Source organism: Celeribacter sp. SCSIO 80788 (genome assembly GCF_051054295.1).
Lineage (GTDB): Bacteria > Pseudomonadota > Alphaproteobacteria > Rhodobacterales > Rhodobacteraceae > Celeribacter.
In genome coordinates this window covers 1742060-1757084 of sequence record NZ_CP150482.1, presented here as the reverse complement: position 1 = coordinate 1757084, position 15025 = coordinate 1742060, and the positions used below count along the sequence as shown (strand labels likewise).

Genomic DNA, 15025 nt, shown 5'->3' with positions numbered 1-15025 from the left:
GGTGAGGGGAAGAGCCATGTGGGGGCTCAAACCGTTGTCATCTCCCCGAGCCTTATCCCATGTCGCTTTCTGAAAGGCTACGATGTATGGGCTTTGCGCAAGTTTCCCGCGCCCTGCGGCTTGTCTGGCCGAAAGTGATGGCATAGACCGTTGCAAACACTGATCACTCGAGGGCTTCCCGCATGCGTCTTTCGCGCTATTTCCTGCCGGTTTTGAAAGAAACTCCTGCCGAGGCGTCGATCGCGTCGCACCGTCTGATGCTGCGCGCCGGCATGATCCGGCAACAGGCGGCGGGGATCTATTCCTGGCTGCCGCTGGGCTACAAGGTGCTCCAGAAGGTCGAAAAAATCGTTCATGAAGAGCAACAGCGCGCGGGTCACATCCCGCTTTTGATGCCGACGCTGCAATCGGCCGATTTGTGGCGCGAAAGCGGGCGCTATGACGACTATGGCGAAGAGATGCTGCGCATCACCGATCGTCAGGGGCGCGAGATGCTCTATGGCCCGACGAACGAAGAGATGATCACCGACATCTTCCGCTCTTATGTCAAGTCTTACAAAGACTTGCCGCTGACGCTCTATCACATCCAGTGGAAATTCCGCGACGAGATGCGGCCCCGGTTCGGTGTCATGCGCGGGCGCGAATTCCTGATGAAGGATGGTTACAACTTCGACCTGACCGTCGAGGATGCGCTGCACTCTTACAACCGCCACCTCGTCAGCTACATCCGCACCTATGAGCGCATGGGCCTGCAAGCCATTCCGATGCGCGCCGATTCCGGCCCGATCGGTGGCGATGACACGCACGAGTTCCTCGTTCTGGCCGAAACCGGCGAGTCCGAAGTGTTCTACGACAGCGCCGTGACCGACATCAAACTCGGCCAGCGCGAGATTGATTACGACAATGTCGATCAATGTCGCGCCGTGATGGAGGAGTTCACCTCGCTCTACGCGCGCACCGACGAGACCCATGACGAAGCCCTGTTCAACCAAGTGCCCGAAGAGCGCCGCCGTGCTGCGCGCGGGATCGAGGTCGGGCAGATTTTCTTCTTTGGCACGAAATATTCCGAAGCCATGGGCGCGACTGTGCAGGGGCCGGATGGCAAACCTGTGCCGGTGCAAATGGGCTCGCACGGGATCGGCGTCTCCCGTCTTCTGGGCGCGCTGATCGAGGCGAACCATGACGACAAAGGCATCATCTGGCCGGAGGGCGTGACGCCGTTCCATGTTGGCATCGTCAATCTGAAACAGGGTGACGACGAAGCGGACGCGGCGTGCGAAGCGCTCTACAAGAGCTTCGCGGCGCTGGGGCTTGAGGCGCTTTACGACGACCGTTCCGAACGTGCCGGCGCGAAATTCGCCACGATGGACCTGATCGGTCTGCCTTGGCGGATCACGGTCGGGCCGCGTGGCCTGGCGAATGGTGTGGTCGAAGTGACCTCGCGCCGCACCGGCGAGAGCGAAGAGATGACGCCGGAACTGGCCATCGAGAAGATCGCGAAAATCTACGCCGGGCTTTGAGAGCGGAATACAAGATATAAGTGTTTCACGCGCCTCGCCTTTATCTGATGTCTCAGGTTAAAGGCGTGACGCTTTATCGGCGAGATTTCGCACGTTTTGAAATCGGGGGCGGGGACAGGTTTGTCTCGCGCCCCCGAATCCTTTTAGCCTCTCCCCATTCAACTCCGCAAAAGACGGAAGAGAGGCAGCCATGTTGAGAGCACTCGCCCTTGCGGGCGGCCTGTTGGGGGCCGCCGTTGTGTCCCAGTTTCCCGAGTTCACCCAGCAATATACTCAGCGTCTCGCCGGTCAGGTCGAGGCTTTAGGCATCGTGATCGCCGATTTCGATGCCTCCGCCCGTAAGGCGGAGATGACCCGGGAGGAAGCGCTTGCCTCCATGGGCGGATCGGTGTTTCTCGAAAACCGCCGCCGGGACATGCGCCAGACCATCGACCGGCATGACCGGCTGTCCGACGACCTCACCGCGTTGCGCACCGCCACGCCGCTCGAGCGTCTGACCATGCCACAGCGTGTCGCCGACACCAAGCTTGCCCGCGCCACCTTTGACGACTTTCGTCCGGCTTTGCCGCTGACGCTTGAGGGCGGGATTTCCGCGCTTGCGGGCTATGCTGCGGGGTGGGCCGCGCTCTCGGCGCTGCTGGCACTTTTGCTCTGGCCGTTTCGGCGCGGCAAGGCGCGTGCCGGTCTCACGTTCTGATCCCGGCTGTTCACGCAGGCTTCACCCGACCCGTGCTTGACCTTTGGTCCGGCAAAGGGTTTGGTCTGGCAAACTTGTGAGGAGCCCCCCCGTGGACGCGGCCAGAACGACCAAGCCCTTTTCCCGCTTCGAGTGGAAAATCGCCTTTGCCTATCTGCGCGCCCGTCGCGAAGAAGGGGGCGTGTCGGTGATGACATGGATTTCGCTCATCGGCATCACGCTTGCCGTGGCTGCCTTGATCATCACGCTGGCCGTGCGGACCGGGTTTCGCGACGAATTTGTCGACACGATTTTAGGTTCCAACGCCCATGTGACGGTCTATTCCTCGATCTACGTGACGCCCGAGGGGACCACCTCGCGCGCGATCGAGGACTATAACGACTGGGCCGCCAAGCTGCGCGAGGTGCCGGGCGTGACCCGCGCCGCGCCCTTGGTGCGCGGGCAGGTCATGGTCTCGTCTAACGGTCGCAATGCGGGGATCGAGGTCTATGGGATTTCGCCCGAGAACCTGATGACCATTCCGCGTGTGGCGATCTCGCCGGACGAGCATTGGGGCGATGTTGCGCGCTTCTCCGATGGCATTGCCATCGGCTCCGGCGTGGCGCGCGAGCTGGGGGTCACGGTCGGCGACAAGATCAAGCTGATCTCGCCGGACGGCGCCAAGACCGCCTTTGGCACAAGTCCGCGGGTGTCGGCCTTCGAGGTGGTCTATGTCTTCTCCGCCGGACGCTATGATATTGATAAGACAAGGGCTTACCTACCTTTCGAGGAGGCACAGAAGTTCTTCAACCGCCAGGGTGTGGCAGATGAGATCGAAGTGATGGTCGAGCATCCGGATCAGGTCGATCAGATCGCCGTTCCGCTGCTGCAAGCCGTCGGCGAGCGCGGCATGGTCTGGACCTGGCGCGATGCCTCGGGGGCCTTCTTGCGCGCGCTCGACATCGAGGACAATGTGATGTTCGTCATCCTTTCGGTGCTGGTGCTCATCGCGTCGATGAACATCGTCTCCGGCCTCATCATGTTGGTGAAAAACAAGGGGCGCGACATTGGCATCCTGCGCACCGTGGGGCTGACCGAAGGGTCCGTGTTGCGGGTGTTTTTCATCTGCGGGGCGATCACCGGCGTGTTGGGCACGATTTTCGGCGTGATCCTTGGGTCGTTGTTTGCGATTTATATCGACCAGGTGTTGAGTTTCGTGAACTGGATGAGCGGCGGCGGGGCTTGGGACCCGTCGATCCGGGGCATTTACGAACTACCCGCCGAGCTGCGTGCCGTCGATATTTTCAAAGCGGTCGGTCTCTCGCTTGGTCTGTCGTTCCTCGTCACCATTCTGCCCGCGCGCCGTGCTGCACGGATGAACCCTGTGGAGGCGCTGCGCTATGAGTGACATGCTGTCCCTGAACCAGATCCGAAAGACCTACAACGCCGGAAAACCCAACGAAGTCGATGTGTTGCGCGGTGTGGACCTCACCGTCGCACGCGGCGAGATCGTCGGATTGATCGCGCCTTCGGGGGCCGGGAAGTCGACGCTTCTGCATATTGCGGGGCTTCTGGACCTGCCCGACACGGGCACGGTTCGGATCAATGGGCAGGACATGACCGGGCAGGGCGACAAGACCCGCACCGCCATGCGCCGCGCGGGGGTGGGGTTCATTTACCAGTTCCACCATCTGCTGCCCGAGTTCACGGCTCTCGACAACGTCATCCTGCCGCAACTCGCCAATGCCGTTCCGGAGCGTGAGGCGCGGGACAGGGCGATGAATTTGCTCGAAAAAGTCGGCGTGGGCAAACGTGCCGGACACCGCCCCTCGGCGCTTTCGGGCGGCGAACAGCAACGGGTCGCCTTTTGCCGTGCGCTGGCCAACAAGCCGGGGCTTTTGCTTGCGGACGAACCGACCGGGAACCTCGATCCGACGACTTCGGCTTTGGTGTTCGATGTGCTGATGGGGATTGTGCGCGACGAGGGGCTGTCGGCCCTGATCGCCACGCATAACCTTGAATTGGCTGCGAAAATGGACCGGGTCGTGCGGCTTGAAGACGGCCAGATCGTGCCGGTTTAAGGGGTTTCCCCGAGAAACCGGGCGCGTTCATGGGCGTAGCCGAGACCCCCGCTGACATGGAGCTTGCGCGCCAGCGCCAGACCGCTGAAAATCGGGAAGGCGCGGGCGGCTTCCACCTCCGGGAGAAGCGACAAAAGCGGTGCTGTGATCTCCGGTGTCAGACCAGATTCGCTATGTTCTGCAATGCCTTGCGCGAAACAAGCGATGTCTTCGGCAAGCGCGTTCGACCGCCGTCCGGAGAGGTCGATGGCGGTGATGCCTGCTGGGCCTACGATCAGGTTTCCGGGCCAGAAATCGCCATGACCGCCACAGATCGTCAGGGTCTCGGGGGCGTTTTGCAACAAATCACGGGTGCGCAGGACCACGTCACGGGCAGGGCCGTGGGCGCAGTCGTCGAGGATGCGTCGGGCGCGGGCCATGGGGAAATCCCCCGGTTTCCGGTCATTGCGGGTGGCCTCTGAAAGCCAGAGACGCGCGGCCTGAATCAGTTCAGGGATCGCGTCAGCCCCTTGGTCCCGGAGCAACTCATGCCCGCTTTTCCCCTCGATGAGCGAGATCACGAAAAACCCGGCTTTCGGAGCAATATGAAGCACTTGCGGCACATGGGCGGGGCGGCCTTCGAGGGTTTTCGCCATCTGTTTGAGGGCAGAGGTCTGGCCGTTGACGGCACGGGTTTTCTCGCTGTGCCAGATCAGCTTGGCGATCGCCGGACGGCCATCCCAGATCAGGCGAAACACCGCGCGCTGGCCGTAGGTCTGGAACGCCTCGACCTCTTGCGCGCGGGCCGCGAGCCGGGGGCGCTCGATGAACAGGTCTTCGAGCCGCCGATGGGCGGACACCAGATCGAATGTGTCGAAAGACCGTGCCATGGCGCGACTATGCGGCGCGCAAGCGGGGCGGTCAAAGGCTTTGAGAGAACTGTCGGCAAAGCGTCGGATTTGTGTCGGACTTCTGTCGGGCACGATGGCCCGACAGGAGATCAGACGCTTTAGTCGAGCACAGAGGCCAGAACGCCAATGGCGGCCAGCGCGGTCAGCACATCGCCCAGATCGCTGTTGCTCTGTTTTTCCACCCGGACGGGATGCGGTGCGGGCTGTTGGCGGAGATGTGTCTGGGGCTGTTGGTGCTGCATCTGCTGCTGTTGCGGGTAAAGCATGATTTGCCCCTGCGGGCCGGATTGCGGACCACTTTGAGGGCCACCCTGCGGGCCATTGGCGAGGGCCGGGGTGGCCAACAGCAGGATGCTGGCGGCGAGGGCGGGTCGGGTCAGTCTGGTGCGGCGCATGTCGGCCTCCGTCGATTGGAACTAAGACCGTAAACGCGCCGCGCCCGGGCTTCCGTCGCGGGATCGCGCGGCTGTGATCTTGAGATCAGTTGCCGAGCAAAGCAGAGATCAGGCCGACGGTCGCAATCACTTGCATCGTGTCGCTGTCGATTTTGACGATCTTGCCGTCATGTTTGGCATATTTGAAACCGTTTGGGGCCGGCAGGTTGTATTGCGCGTAATCGTCAATGATCACATAGCCGGAAGGCAGTTGTTTTTTCTGATGACCCGGCGGCACTTCGCCCACACCGAAACCCTGACCATTGTTTCCAGTCGGCGCGGCAAGGGCCGGGGTGGCGGTCAGGGCAAGCAGAAGGGCGATCATGGGCTTGGTGAGCGGTTTGTTGAGTTTCATCACAAATCTCCTTTGTTTTCAAAGGGACAACGTGCAGCGTGCGGGGGCGGTTGCGTCACGGTTGTGTGACATTGGAGTGTGTGAAACGCAAAAAGCCCGCAGGGGGATCTGCGGGCTTTGCGGGGAAACATCGGAGGGGGTCAGTTGCCGGTGATGTTGTTGTAAATTCCCATGGCGGTGATCACGATCGCGGCGTCGCGGGCGATCTTGTAGATCGTGTCGCCGGAAATCACATAGCGGTCGCCTTTCGGGTCGGGCAGGCCGTAGCGGTCGTACTCGCGGATCACCCGGTAGCCGTCAGGCAGACGGTCGCCGCGCTCGTAGCGGTGATGAGAGGCCTGTTTGCCGTAGCATTGCTGGTCGAGGCCGGGGGGCAGGGTGCTGCGCTTGCCCTCGCGCATCTGCTTCTCGATCCCCGGCGGCAGGTGGCAGCCTTTGGGGACGTGGTAGACATAGACCTCTTGCGGGGCGTTTCTGGGTTTCTTGTCCTTGTGCCCGTCGGCGAGCGCCGGGGCGGCTGCGAGGGCCGCAACGGCAAGGAGAAGGGGGTTGGTGAAAGAGATCATGCACTGTCCTCCGAATGTCGTTTTCGGAGATATAACCCGGCCGGGCGCGGAAGGGTTCCCCTCAGTGAGGGGATGGGCGGAAGGGTGCCGAGGCGGGGGGATTGTTGCCGGTGGTTAGTCGGCGGGGGTGATCGGCGTGACCTGCGCGGTGGTTTTGGTGAACTGCGGGCTGTGGAGCGGATCGTCGGACTCGGCCAGCGCCGGGAAGACCATCAGAGCTGCGAAGGTGAAAGCGAGGGATTTGAAGAAGTTTTGCATCGGCTTGGTCCTTGTGCGAGGTGAGGGGCTCTGTGTGAGCGTTAACACAAGATAAGGCGATTGCGGCGGAATGACGCAAGTGGGGGCACGGGGATGTGATGGGGGAGTGAGGCTTGTGTGAGGGGGGGAGTGGAGTGCGGCACGGGGTGCCCTTGGCGATTGTTATAGCCAATAGCTGCGATTTAACTTCAAGAGTTCTTTTGCAACAGCTGATTGCATCGCAACCAGTTTGGCTACCTTTTCAGAGTTTGCAGGAATATTGTCACGGATGTGCCGTAGAATTTTTTCATTACTAGCAATCACATTTCTTTCAGCCGATAACGCCAGTAGGCGATTGATGTACTTCACTAAATTAACTGAATTTGAAGTTTGTGCGGGTTTCACCGTTAAAAATGCCTCAGAGGGTGCAGGGGCGCTGTCACCGATTAGAAGTAGTTTATTGCTGAGTGGGAAAGCACTAAGCACGCGATTTCCAGATAGGGGAAATGTTGCAGTTAATTTTCCTGAGACAAATTTGATGCCAAAATATGCGACTGGGTTGTCGCCGCTACAAAACTCCAACTCATTTTCTAAATGAACAACCCTGAAGAATAGGCGTTCGATTATCTTTGTGACTCCTTGAAGAAAGTGCCCGCTGCTTTGCAGGCCGATTTTTTGTTTCGCATCTATGTCACCGCTGCGCGCGCGTTTGATAAGTTCGATGCCAATAGGATCAACACCTTGCTGTTTAAGTTGTTCTTCATCCATTGGGGCGAGCATTTCGATGAACCTAGACATCATTGTTCTTGCCATTGGACTACGCGCAGCTTGTAGCAACATGAATTGGATCACATGATCCAAAGCCTGACGGTTAGTAATTACATTCCTTAGGCTTTTAATGTCATGCGGGTATGAGGTTTCAAAGTTGGAAAAGAAGCCCTCTATCGTGGAAAAGTCTTCTTTGAAGTCATGTGTAAGCGCTGTATTAAAATCACGTTGGACAGAGATGTTTAGGGGATTGGACCCAAAAAACGTGTCTCGTTCTTTATCCCACGTCCAAATATGTTTTTGGTTTGTAGAAAACTGCCATTGATACGCCTGAGGTAGAATATGGTGTTTGCGTGGTTGGCTCACACATCCAATTCCTCAACAAACCGCGCGTTCTCCTGAATATACTGGAACCGCAACTCCGGCTTTTTGCCCATCAGACGCTCCACCAGATCGGCGGTTTCGCCCGGTTCGTCTTCGTCGATCGTCACCCGGATGAGCTTGCGCGTGGCCGGGTCCATTGTGGTTTCTTTCAAATCCTTGGCGTCCATTTCGCCCAAGCCCTTGAACCGCGAGACGTCGATTTTACCTTTGCCGCCAAGGCCTTTTTCCAGCCACAGGTCGCGCTCTGCCTCATCGAGGCAGTAGACGCGTTTCGCACCCTGCGTCAGGCGGTAGAGCGGCGGGCAGGCCAAAAAGAGGTGGCCTTGGTCAATGAGCGGGCGCATCTGGGTGTAGAAGAAGGTCATCAGAAGCGAGGCGATGTGGGCGCCGTCGACGTCGGCGTCTGTCATGATGATAACGCGTTCATAGCGCAGGTCGTCGACGTTGAATTTCGTGCCCATGCCGACGCCCAAGGCTTCGCAGAGGTCGCTGATCTCTTGGTTCGAGGTGAGCTTGTTGGAGGCCGCGCCCAGCACGTTGAGGATTTTGCCCTTGAGCGGCAACAAAGCCTGCGTTTCGCGTTTGCGGGCACCTTTGGCGGAGCCGCCGGCAGAGTCGCCCTCGACGATGAACAGCTCGGTGTTGGCGCGGTCTTTCGAGGAACAGTCGGTGAGCTTGCCGGGCAGACGGAGTTTCTTGGTCGCGGATTTGCGCTGGGTCTCTTTTTCCTGACGGCGGCGCATGCGTTCTTCGGCGCGGAGCACAAGGAAATCGAGGATCGCACCGGCGGATTTGGTGTCGGCGGCGAGCCAGTTGTCGAAATGGTCGCGAACGGAGTTTTCGACGAGGCGCGCGGCCTCGGTGGTGGCGAGGCGGTCCTTGGTCTGGCCGACGAATTCCGGATCGGCGATGAAACAGGAGACAAGGGCACAGCCGCCGGTCAGGAGATCGTCGCGGGTGATCTCCTTGGCCTTCTTGTTGCCGACCAGTTCGCCGTAAGCGCGCACGCCCTTGAGCACGGCAGCCCAGAACCCGGCTTCGTGGGTGCCGCCCTCGGGCGTCGGCACGGTGTTACAGTAGGACTGAATGAAGCCGTCGCGCGACGGGGTCCAGTTGATCGCCCATTCGACCTTGCCGGGGACGCCGAAGCGGGGGCCGAATTCGACCACACCGGCGAAGGGGCGGTCGGAATAGGTGGTGACGGCCCCCAAGGTTTCGGAGAGGTAATCGGCGAGGCCGCCGGGGAAGTGGAATGTGGCCTCGGTTGGAGTTTCGCCATCGTCGATCTCGGATTTCCAGCGAATCTCGACGCCGGAGAAGAGATAGGCCTTGGAGCGGGCGAGGGTGAAGAGGCGCTTGGGTTTGAAGCGATGGTGGCCGAAGATCTGCTCGTCGGCGTGGAATTTCACCGAGGTGCCGCGACGGTTTGGGGCAGCACCGATTTTCTCGACCGGGCCTTGCGGGATGCCGCGGGAGAAGCGCTGTTCGAACAGTTCCTTGTTTTTCGCCACCTGCACGATCAGGAGATCGGAGAGGGCGTTGACGACGGAGGAGCCGACGCCGTGCAAGCCGCCGGAGGTCTGATAGGCCTTGCCGGAGAATTTGCCACCGGCGTGGAGCGTGCAGAGAATGACTTCGAGCGCGGATTTGCCGGGGAATTTCGGGTGCGGATCGACGGGAATGCCGCGGCCGTTGTCCACGATGGTCACCGAGTAATCGGCGTGCAGCGTGATCTCGATGCGGTTGGCGTGACCGGCGACGGCCTCGTCCATCGAGTTGTCGAGAATTTCGGCCACGAGGTGATGCAGCGCACGCTCATCGGTGCCGCCGATATACATGCCCGGGCGTTTGCGGACGGGTTCCAGCCCTTCGAGCACTTCGATGGAGGAAGCGTCATAGGCGGGCTCGGCCCCTGCGAGGAGATCGTCGGACATGGTGGTTGCTCGATTCTTATGATGGCGAATTTGATCAAGGATTAGACCATCGGGGCGCAAAAGGCGCAAGCGCTTGCGGGGAAAAGGCCGGAAAGCTTGCCTCAGATCAAGGAAAAGCAAAGGGTTTTCGTGTAACAGGGAGATGACAAGCGCACAGTTTGCCGAAGAATGGAGATATGCCCGCATGACGACGCCCATGACGCCCGCCGCCGAAACCTCTGCGCCCGCGAAGAGCCTGACCGAGACCGTGAACGGTGCCGTGACCGAGGCGGCCGCCGCGCCGCAGGCCGGGGGGGACGATGCGGTCGTGCATGGCGGGCCGAAACAATTCCCGACGGTGACGCCGGACAAGATCCGCGCCGCCTTCGAGACTGGCAAATACCCGTATCGCAAGAAGATGTCGCGGCTGGAATACGAGCGCACCAAGGTGGCGCTTCAGGCGGAATTGCTCAAGGCGCAGCTCTGGGCGCAGCAGACCGGCGAGAAATATGTGTTGTTGTTCGAGGGGCGCGACGCGGCGGGCAAGGGCGGCACGATCAAGCGGTTCATGGAGCATATGAACCCGCGCCACGCCCGCGTTGTGGCGCTGAATAAACCGACGGAAACCGAAAAGGGCCAGTGGTTTTTTCAGCGCTATGTCGAACACCTGCCGACCTCGGGCGAATTCGTGCTCTATGACCGCTCATGGTACAACCGTGCAGGGGTCGAGCGGGTGATGGGCTTCTGTACGCCGAACGAATATCTCGAATTCATGCGCCAGACGCCGGAGTTCGAACGCATGCTGACGCGCTCGGGGATCAAGCTTTACAAATACTGGTTCTCGGTGACACAGGCGGAACAACAGCGCCGGTTCAAGGCGCGGGAAACCGATCCGCTCAAACAGTGGAAATTGTCGCCGATCGACAAGGCGTCTCTCGACAAATGGGACGATTACACCGAGGCGAAAGAGGCGATGTTCTTTTACACGGACACGGCGGATGCGCCCTGGATCATCGTGAAGTCGAACGACAAGAAACGTGCGCGGATCGAATGTATGAAACATTTCCTGATGAACCTCGATTACCCGGACAAGGACGAGGAACTGATCGGCGAGCCGGACCCGATGATCGTCGGGCAGGCCGGACATGTGGTGCATAAAAGCGAGCATATCCTTGCCTCCGCGCTCCACCCGGATGCGCGGCGCGGCAAGAACGGGAAAGTGTAAACGGAGGCCTGAGGGGCCACGGAGGGGCATCCCCGTCTCGAAAGAGGCGGGGATTTTTGTTGAGGACAGGTTTTATGAGCGAAAGGGCGCGCTGTCAGTCCGCACGAATTTCCGAGTAGAGCGCAGGGGTAAAGCGCAGCCCTTCGACGGGCGGGAAGATATTGGCCGCCTGCATCTTTCGCGTGGCCTCGGCAAAGGCCTCCGGAGTGTCCCATTTGGCGATATTGATCAGCGCGAAGCGGGCGTCAGGGGCAAGCGAGGCCTGCAAGGAGGTGGAAATATATCCGGGCTGACCGGCGAGAAAATCGCGCGCCGCCTCCCATGACGCGATGGCACTGTCTCGCTGACCTTCGGGGACTTCGAAGACGTTGATCAGTGTGACGTCTGCACTGGCGGAGCACGCGAGACAGGCGAGGCAGAGGGACAGGGGTTTCAGCATTGAAAAGACTCATCTTTTGGGTTGGATGAGTTTTATATAGCAGACTATATATTAATTAATAGTCTGCTATGTATTTTTATCGACACGGAATCACCCGTTGGCTGCGGCGAATTTGCTCATCAGATAGGGGCCTGAGGTGACCGCTTCGGAGGCGGGGCCGGAGAGCGGTTTGACCTCGGCGTGCCAGTTCGGCTGATGGAAATAGGCAATCGACATGCGCGTCTTGGTGGCCCAGTCCGGCGGCGTGACGACGCGGTGCAGCGTCGAGGTCCAGCGGCCCCCCGTCCAGAGCGCCATGAGATCGCCGATGTTGATCACGAAGGCGCCGTCGACGGGGGGGATGCCTTTCCAGTTCCCTTCCGGCGTCAGGATTTCCAGACCGCGCGAGCCGGGTTCGGGCAACAGGATCGTCAGCGAGCCATAGTCCGTGTGGGCACCGGCGCGGAGCTGATTTTCTTCGGGGGTCTTGTCTTGCGCGGGGTAATTGAGCGCCCGCATGCCGGAGATCGGCGTGGTGATATAGGGTGCGAAATGATCGGCGGGCAGCTTCAGCGCGACGGCGAAGACCTCCATGATCCGGGCCGCCAAGGCCTCCATTTCCGCATAATAGCTGCGCCATGCGTCTTTGAAGCCCGGCAGGGCCGGGAAGGGTGTCGGGGCGTAGCAAAAGGCGAGCGCATCGGGGTCGGTCTCGCCGGGCGGGATGGCGGCGGGGCCGCCGTTGAAACTTTCCTTCAGGTCCGGGGGCGTGTCCTCGCCGCGGGATTTCGCCAGAGCCTCGGTGCCTGGGCCGAGATAGCCATAGGGGCCGCCCGGCGTGGGGGCGACCTTGTGTTTTGCCTCAGGGGTTTGCGCGAAAAAGGCGCGGGCGTGGGACCAGAGCGCCGCGATCACATCCGTGGGCACACCGTGGCCGGTGACGGCGAGAAAGCCGGTTTCGCGGCAGATGCGATCCACCTCGGCGGCGATGGCAGCGCGGCCCTCGGGATCGGCGGCTTGGAAGGCGGCGAGGTCGAGCATCGGGAAATCGGGGGTGTTTGCAGTCATGGTGCGGGCTTTCTGTTGTGCTGTGCCGATAGAACGGGCGTGCGGGGCTTCTGTCAATTTCTGCCGTGACGCGCGGTGGTGCACAGGGCCGTTGCAGGGCCATTGCAGCGCGGACAGGCTCTATCTTTGAGCAGATCTGGCCCCATGACAGGGCGCGCGCGATGTGGATGAGTGCTGCGATGAGTGAAACGATGACCCCGATGCTGCGCCCGGCCGTGCCCGAAGATGTGGCGGCGATCACCGATCTGGTGGTGACGGCCTTTGCACAATATACGCCGCTGATCGGCAAGCCGCCGGCGCCCGCGCTTTATGACTATGCGGAGATCGTGGCGCGGGGGCGGGTGACGGTTGCGGTTCGGGGTGCGGCGGTTCTGGGCGTGGTCTTCATCTATCCCGAGGAAGACGGGGCGATGATGCTCGATGTTCTGGCGGTGTCGGAGACGGTGCGGGGGCAGGGATTTGCGCGGCGTTTGATCGAAGCGGCGGAGGCGCAGGCGCGCGACGAGGGCGCGGCCCTTATGCGGGTTTATACCAATGCGGTGATGACCGGGCCACAGGTGCTTTATCCGAAGCTGGGCTATCGGGAGAGCCATCGCGGCGAGAGCGACGGGTATGACCGCATTCACTATGAGAAGGTGCTTTAGGCTCAGGATTGATGGGTCCTGCGCCTAGGAGTCGTCCCCGCCGAAGCCATGCATGCGCTTGGCCCATTGAAAGGCGACGATCATGCCCTTGAGACGCGGCAGGAGATAGAGCGAGAGCGCGACCGTGCCGGTGGCGAAGATTGCGACCAGCACCAGCGGATCGGGGCGGAAGGCGACAAAGACCCAGCCGAGCAGCGGGGCCATCAGATGGCCGACGATCAGGATGGTGAGATAGGCCGGTCCGTCATCGGCGCGATGATGCGACAGGTCCTCGCCACAGACCGGGCATTCGTCGCGCACGGTCAGATAGCCTTTCATCATCGGCCCACCGCCACAACAGGGGCAGCGGCGCTTCCAGCCGCGCATCAACGCGGGGCGCAACTCGCGTTCGCCATCGGTGGGTGAGGTCTGTGCGGCCATGTAGCCGTGAGAAAGATCGGTCATGTGGGGCGCGCCTTCATGTGCGGTTCGGGCGAAGTCTAGAGGACAGCACAATCGAACGTGCCGCGCGGATTGTCCTTGCGGCGCGATGTCGCGCGCGGGGTCCGGCGCGCTCTCCTCCTCGGGCAAGCTGACATGTTTTCGACGACAAAGCTACCGTTCACGGCGCTGTGATGCGGGTTTGATCGGAGATTTCGCCGGAGAGCGCGACGGAAAGAGCGGGGCGGCGCGTTTGTGTCTTTGAAAGCGCGGCTTGAAGGGGAGTTCAAAAGGCCGCGCGAGGGTAGCCTTAAAAGAGGATGAAAGACATGACACGTAAGAGCATTGTTTCCACCGTCGCGCTGATCGCCGTTCTGGGCGGATCGTCCGTGGCGCTGGCCGCAGGTGGTCAACAGGACCGGATGATGCGTCCGGGCGGCGCCCAGGGTCAGATGGGCCAGATGGGTGGCCAGATGAATGGCGGGATGAACGGTGAGCGGGGCTTTGGCCCCTTCGGTCCGGATTTCGATTTCGCGGCGGTCGATGCCGATGAAGACGGCAAGATCAGTCAGGAAGAAATCGACGCCTTCCGCGCGGCGCAATTCGCCAAGGTCGACACCAATGGCGACGGCACCGTGGACGCAGACGAGCTTTATGCCCGTCAGGAGGCCCAGCGGGTCGAACGGATGAAAGCCCGTGCCACGGCGATGATCGAAGCGCGCGACACCGACGATGACGGTGTGCTGAGTGCCGAGGAAATGCAGGGTCCGGGCGCGGGGACGATTTTCGACCGGCTCGACCGTGACGATGACGGCGCGCTGAGCGAAGACGAGCTTGCCGCGATGACCCGTGGGATGCAGGGCCGCCAAGGCGGTCAGATGCAGGGTAAACATGGCCGCCAAGGTGGTCAGATGGGTGGCCAGATGCAGCAAGGTCACATGGGTATGATGGGTGGCATGATGGGCCATCCGGGCATGGGTTACGGTCCGATGAACGGCCAGATGAACGGCCAGATGAACGGGCAAGGTTACGGCCCGCAAGGCGGTCAGGGCTATGGTCCGATGAACGGCCAAGGCTACGGCGCGATGCAAGGTCAGCCGGGCATGGGGTATGGCCCGATGAACGGACAGGGTTATGGTCCGCAGGGTGGCCAGATGGGTTACGGCCCGCAAGGCGGCCAGGGTTACGGTCCGATGAACGGCCAAGGCTATGGCGCGATGCAAGGCCAACCGGGCATGGGCTATGGTCCGATGAACGGTCAGGGCTATGGTCCGATGTACGGCCAGCAAGCCCCGATGATGCAACAAGCCCCGGCGCAGGACGCGCCTGAGGCGGACGGCAACTGAGGCCGATGAGACAGGATCGGGGGCGTTCGCGCCCCCGGTCAAGGACGTGATGGACCGATATGGACCTCTCGACGCGATTG

The 15025-nt window shown here is 61.0% G+C and carries 17 protein-coding genes; 7 read left to right on the top strand and 10 right to left on the bottom strand.

Features of this window, described 5'->3' with window-relative positions:
* The first annotated feature begins 182 nt into the window (after positions 1-182).
* The 4 genes from proS to V1471_RS08800 all read left to right on the top strand — a co-directional run bounded on the left by proS (position 183) and on the right by V1471_RS08800 (position 4277).
* Complete coding sequence (gene proS / locus V1471_RS08815; RefSeq protein WP_434288081.1) at positions 183-1520, top strand: proline--tRNA ligase; 1338 nt, start codon at positions 183-185, stop codon at positions 1518-1520.
* A 190-nt stretch (positions 1521-1710) separates the two neighbouring features.
* Positions 1711-2217 carry a DUF2937 family protein gene (locus tag V1471_RS08810; protein WP_434288080.1) on the top strand — a complete coding sequence of 169 codons (507 nt, stop codon included), beginning with the start codon at positions 1711-1713 and terminating at the stop codon, positions 2215-2217.
* 91 nt (positions 2218-2308) lie between these two features.
* Positions 2309-3604 carry a lipoprotein-releasing ABC transporter permease subunit gene (locus V1471_RS08805; protein WP_434288079.1) on the top strand — a complete coding sequence of 432 codons (1296 nt, stop codon included), beginning with the start codon at positions 2309-2311 and terminating at the stop codon, positions 3602-3604.
* The gene (locus V1471_RS08800; RefSeq protein WP_434288078.1) at positions 3597-4277 is read left to right on the top strand and encodes an ABC transporter ATP-binding protein; all 681 of its coding nucleotides are present in this window, start codon (positions 3597-3599) and stop codon (positions 4275-4277) included. Before V1471_RS08805 ends, V1471_RS08800 begins: the two co-directional genes overlap by 8 nt.
* Here V1471_RS08800 and V1471_RS08795 read toward each other — a convergent pair.
* The 7 genes from V1471_RS08795 to parE form a co-directional block, all read right to left on the bottom strand.
* Positions 4274-5146, bottom strand: coding sequence for a phosphotransferase (locus V1471_RS08795; RefSeq protein ID WP_434288077.1), 873 nt, complete (start codon positions 5144-5146; stop codon positions 4274-4276). The two genes, V1471_RS08800 and V1471_RS08795, sit on opposite strands and share 4 nt — an antisense overlap.
* 119 nt (positions 5147-5265) lie before the next feature.
* Complete coding sequence (locus V1471_RS08790) at positions 5266-5562, bottom strand: hypothetical protein (protein ID WP_434288076.1); 297 nt, start codon at positions 5560-5562, stop codon at positions 5266-5268.
* Positions 5563-5647: 85 nt separating this feature from the next.
* On the bottom strand, positions 5648-5956 hold the full coding sequence (locus V1471_RS08785; protein ID WP_434288075.1) for a hypothetical protein: 309 nt from the start codon (positions 5954-5956) through the stop codon (positions 5648-5650).
* Between the two features lie 140 nt (positions 5957-6096).
* On the bottom strand, positions 6097-6522 hold the full coding sequence (locus tag V1471_RS08780) for a hypothetical protein (protein WP_434288074.1): 426 nt from the start codon (positions 6520-6522) through the stop codon (positions 6097-6099).
* 114 nt (positions 6523-6636) lie between these two features.
* Positions 6637-6780 carry a hypothetical protein gene (locus tag V1471_RS08775; RefSeq protein WP_434288073.1) on the bottom strand — a complete coding sequence of 48 codons (144 nt, stop codon included), beginning with the start codon at positions 6778-6780 and terminating at the stop codon, positions 6637-6639.
* Positions 6781-6942: 162 nt separating this feature from the next.
* Entirely contained in the window at positions 6943-7893 is a 951-nt protein-coding gene (locus V1471_RS08770; RefSeq protein WP_434288072.1) for a DUF4238 domain-containing protein, read from the bottom strand.
* Entirely contained in the window at positions 7890-9845 is a 1956-nt protein-coding gene (gene parE, locus V1471_RS08765) for a DNA topoisomerase IV subunit B (RefSeq protein WP_434288071.1), read from the bottom strand. The genes V1471_RS08770 and parE overlap by 4 nt, the downstream gene beginning before the upstream one ends.
* A gap of 184 nt (positions 9846-10029) precedes the next feature.
* Here parE and ppk2 point away from each other — a divergent pair, with 184 nt between their 5' ends.
* Positions 10030-11049: a polyphosphate kinase 2 gene (ppk2, locus tag V1471_RS08760; RefSeq protein WP_434288069.1), complete on the top strand. Its 1020-nt coding sequence runs from the start codon at positions 10030-10032 to the stop codon at positions 11047-11049.
* Positions 11050-11143: 94 nt separating this feature from the next.
* Here the strand turns inward: ppk2 and V1471_RS08755 are convergent, their stop codons facing one another.
* Both V1471_RS08755 and V1471_RS08750 read right to left on the bottom strand, forming a co-directional pair.
* Positions 11144-11488, bottom strand: coding sequence for an antibiotic biosynthesis monooxygenase family protein (locus V1471_RS08755; RefSeq protein WP_434288068.1), 345 nt, complete (start codon positions 11486-11488; stop codon positions 11144-11146).
* 90 nt (positions 11489-11578) lie between these two features.
* Entirely contained in the window at positions 11579-12535 is a 957-nt protein-coding gene (locus tag V1471_RS08750; protein ID WP_434288067.1) for an isopenicillin N synthase family dioxygenase, read from the bottom strand.
* Positions 12536-12714: 179 nt separating this feature from the next.
* On the opposite strand from V1471_RS08750, the gene V1471_RS08745 reads away from it, so the two are divergent.
* The gene (locus V1471_RS08745; RefSeq protein WP_434288066.1) at positions 12715-13179 is read left to right on the top strand and encodes a GNAT family N-acetyltransferase; all 465 of its coding nucleotides are present in this window, start codon (positions 12715-12717) and stop codon (positions 13177-13179) included.
* Between the two features lie 24 nt (positions 13180-13203).
* Here the strand turns inward: V1471_RS08745 and V1471_RS08740 are convergent, their stop codons facing one another.
* Entirely contained in the window at positions 13204-13623 is a 420-nt protein-coding gene (locus V1471_RS08740) for a DUF983 domain-containing protein (protein ID WP_434288065.1), read from the bottom strand.
* A gap of 305 nt (positions 13624-13928) precedes the next feature.
* On the opposite strand from V1471_RS08740, the gene V1471_RS08735 reads away from it, so the two are divergent.
* The gene (locus tag V1471_RS08735; protein WP_434288064.1) at positions 13929-14945 is read left to right on the top strand and encodes a hypothetical protein; all 1017 of its coding nucleotides are present in this window, start codon (positions 13929-13931) and stop codon (positions 14943-14945) included.
* Positions 14946-15025: the final 80 nt, after the last annotated feature.

Coding starts and splice junctions, on each gene's coding strand:
- V1471_RS08800 (WP_434288078.1), top strand. CDS start 3,597: ATGAGTGACATGCTGTCCCTGAACCAGATCCGAAAGACCTACAACGCC.
- V1471_RS08745 (WP_434288066.1), top strand. CDS start 12,715: ATGAGTGAAACGATGACCCCGATGCTGCGCCCGGCCGTGCCCGAAGAT.
- parE (WP_434288071.1), bottom strand. CDS start 9,845: ATGTCCGACGATCTCCTCGCAGGGGCCGAGCCCGCCTATGACGCTTCC.
- V1471_RS08780 (WP_434288074.1), bottom strand. CDS start 6,522: ATGATCTCTTTCACCAACCCCCTTCTCCTTGCCGTTGCGGCCCTCGCA.
- ppk2 (WP_434288069.1), top strand. CDS start 10,030: ATGACGACGCCCATGACGCCCGCCGCCGAAACCTCTGCGCCCGCGAAG.
- V1471_RS08750 (WP_434288067.1), bottom strand. CDS start 12,535: ATGACTGCAAACACCCCCGATTTCCCGATGCTCGACCTCGCCGCCTTC.
- V1471_RS08735 (WP_434288064.1), top strand. CDS start 13,929: ATGACACGTAAGAGCATTGTTTCCACCGTCGCGCTGATCGCCGTTCTG.
- V1471_RS08775 (WP_434288073.1), bottom strand. CDS start 6,780: ATGCAAAACTTCTTCAAATCCCTCGCTTTCACCTTCGCAGCTCTGATG.
- proS (WP_434288081.1), top strand. CDS start 183: ATGCGTCTTTCGCGCTATTTCCTGCCGGTTTTGAAAGAAACTCCTGCC.
- V1471_RS08740 (WP_434288065.1), bottom strand. CDS start 13,623: ATGACCGATCTTTCTCACGGCTACATGGCCGCACAGACCTCACCCACC.
- V1471_RS08810 (WP_434288080.1), top strand. CDS start 1,711: ATGTTGAGAGCACTCGCCCTTGCGGGCGGCCTGTTGGGGGCCGCCGTT.
- V1471_RS08755 (WP_434288068.1), bottom strand. CDS start 11,488: ATGCTGAAACCCCTGTCCCTCTGCCTCGCCTGTCTCGCGTGCTCCGCC.
- V1471_RS08790 (WP_434288076.1), bottom strand. CDS start 5,562: ATGCGCCGCACCAGACTGACCCGACCCGCCCTCGCCGCCAGCATCCTG.
- V1471_RS08785 (WP_434288075.1), bottom strand. CDS start 5,956: ATGAAACTCAACAAACCGCTCACCAAGCCCATGATCGCCCTTCTGCTT.
- V1471_RS08795 (WP_434288077.1), bottom strand. CDS start 5,146: ATGGCACGGTCTTTCGACACATTCGATCTGGTGTCCGCCCATCGGCGG.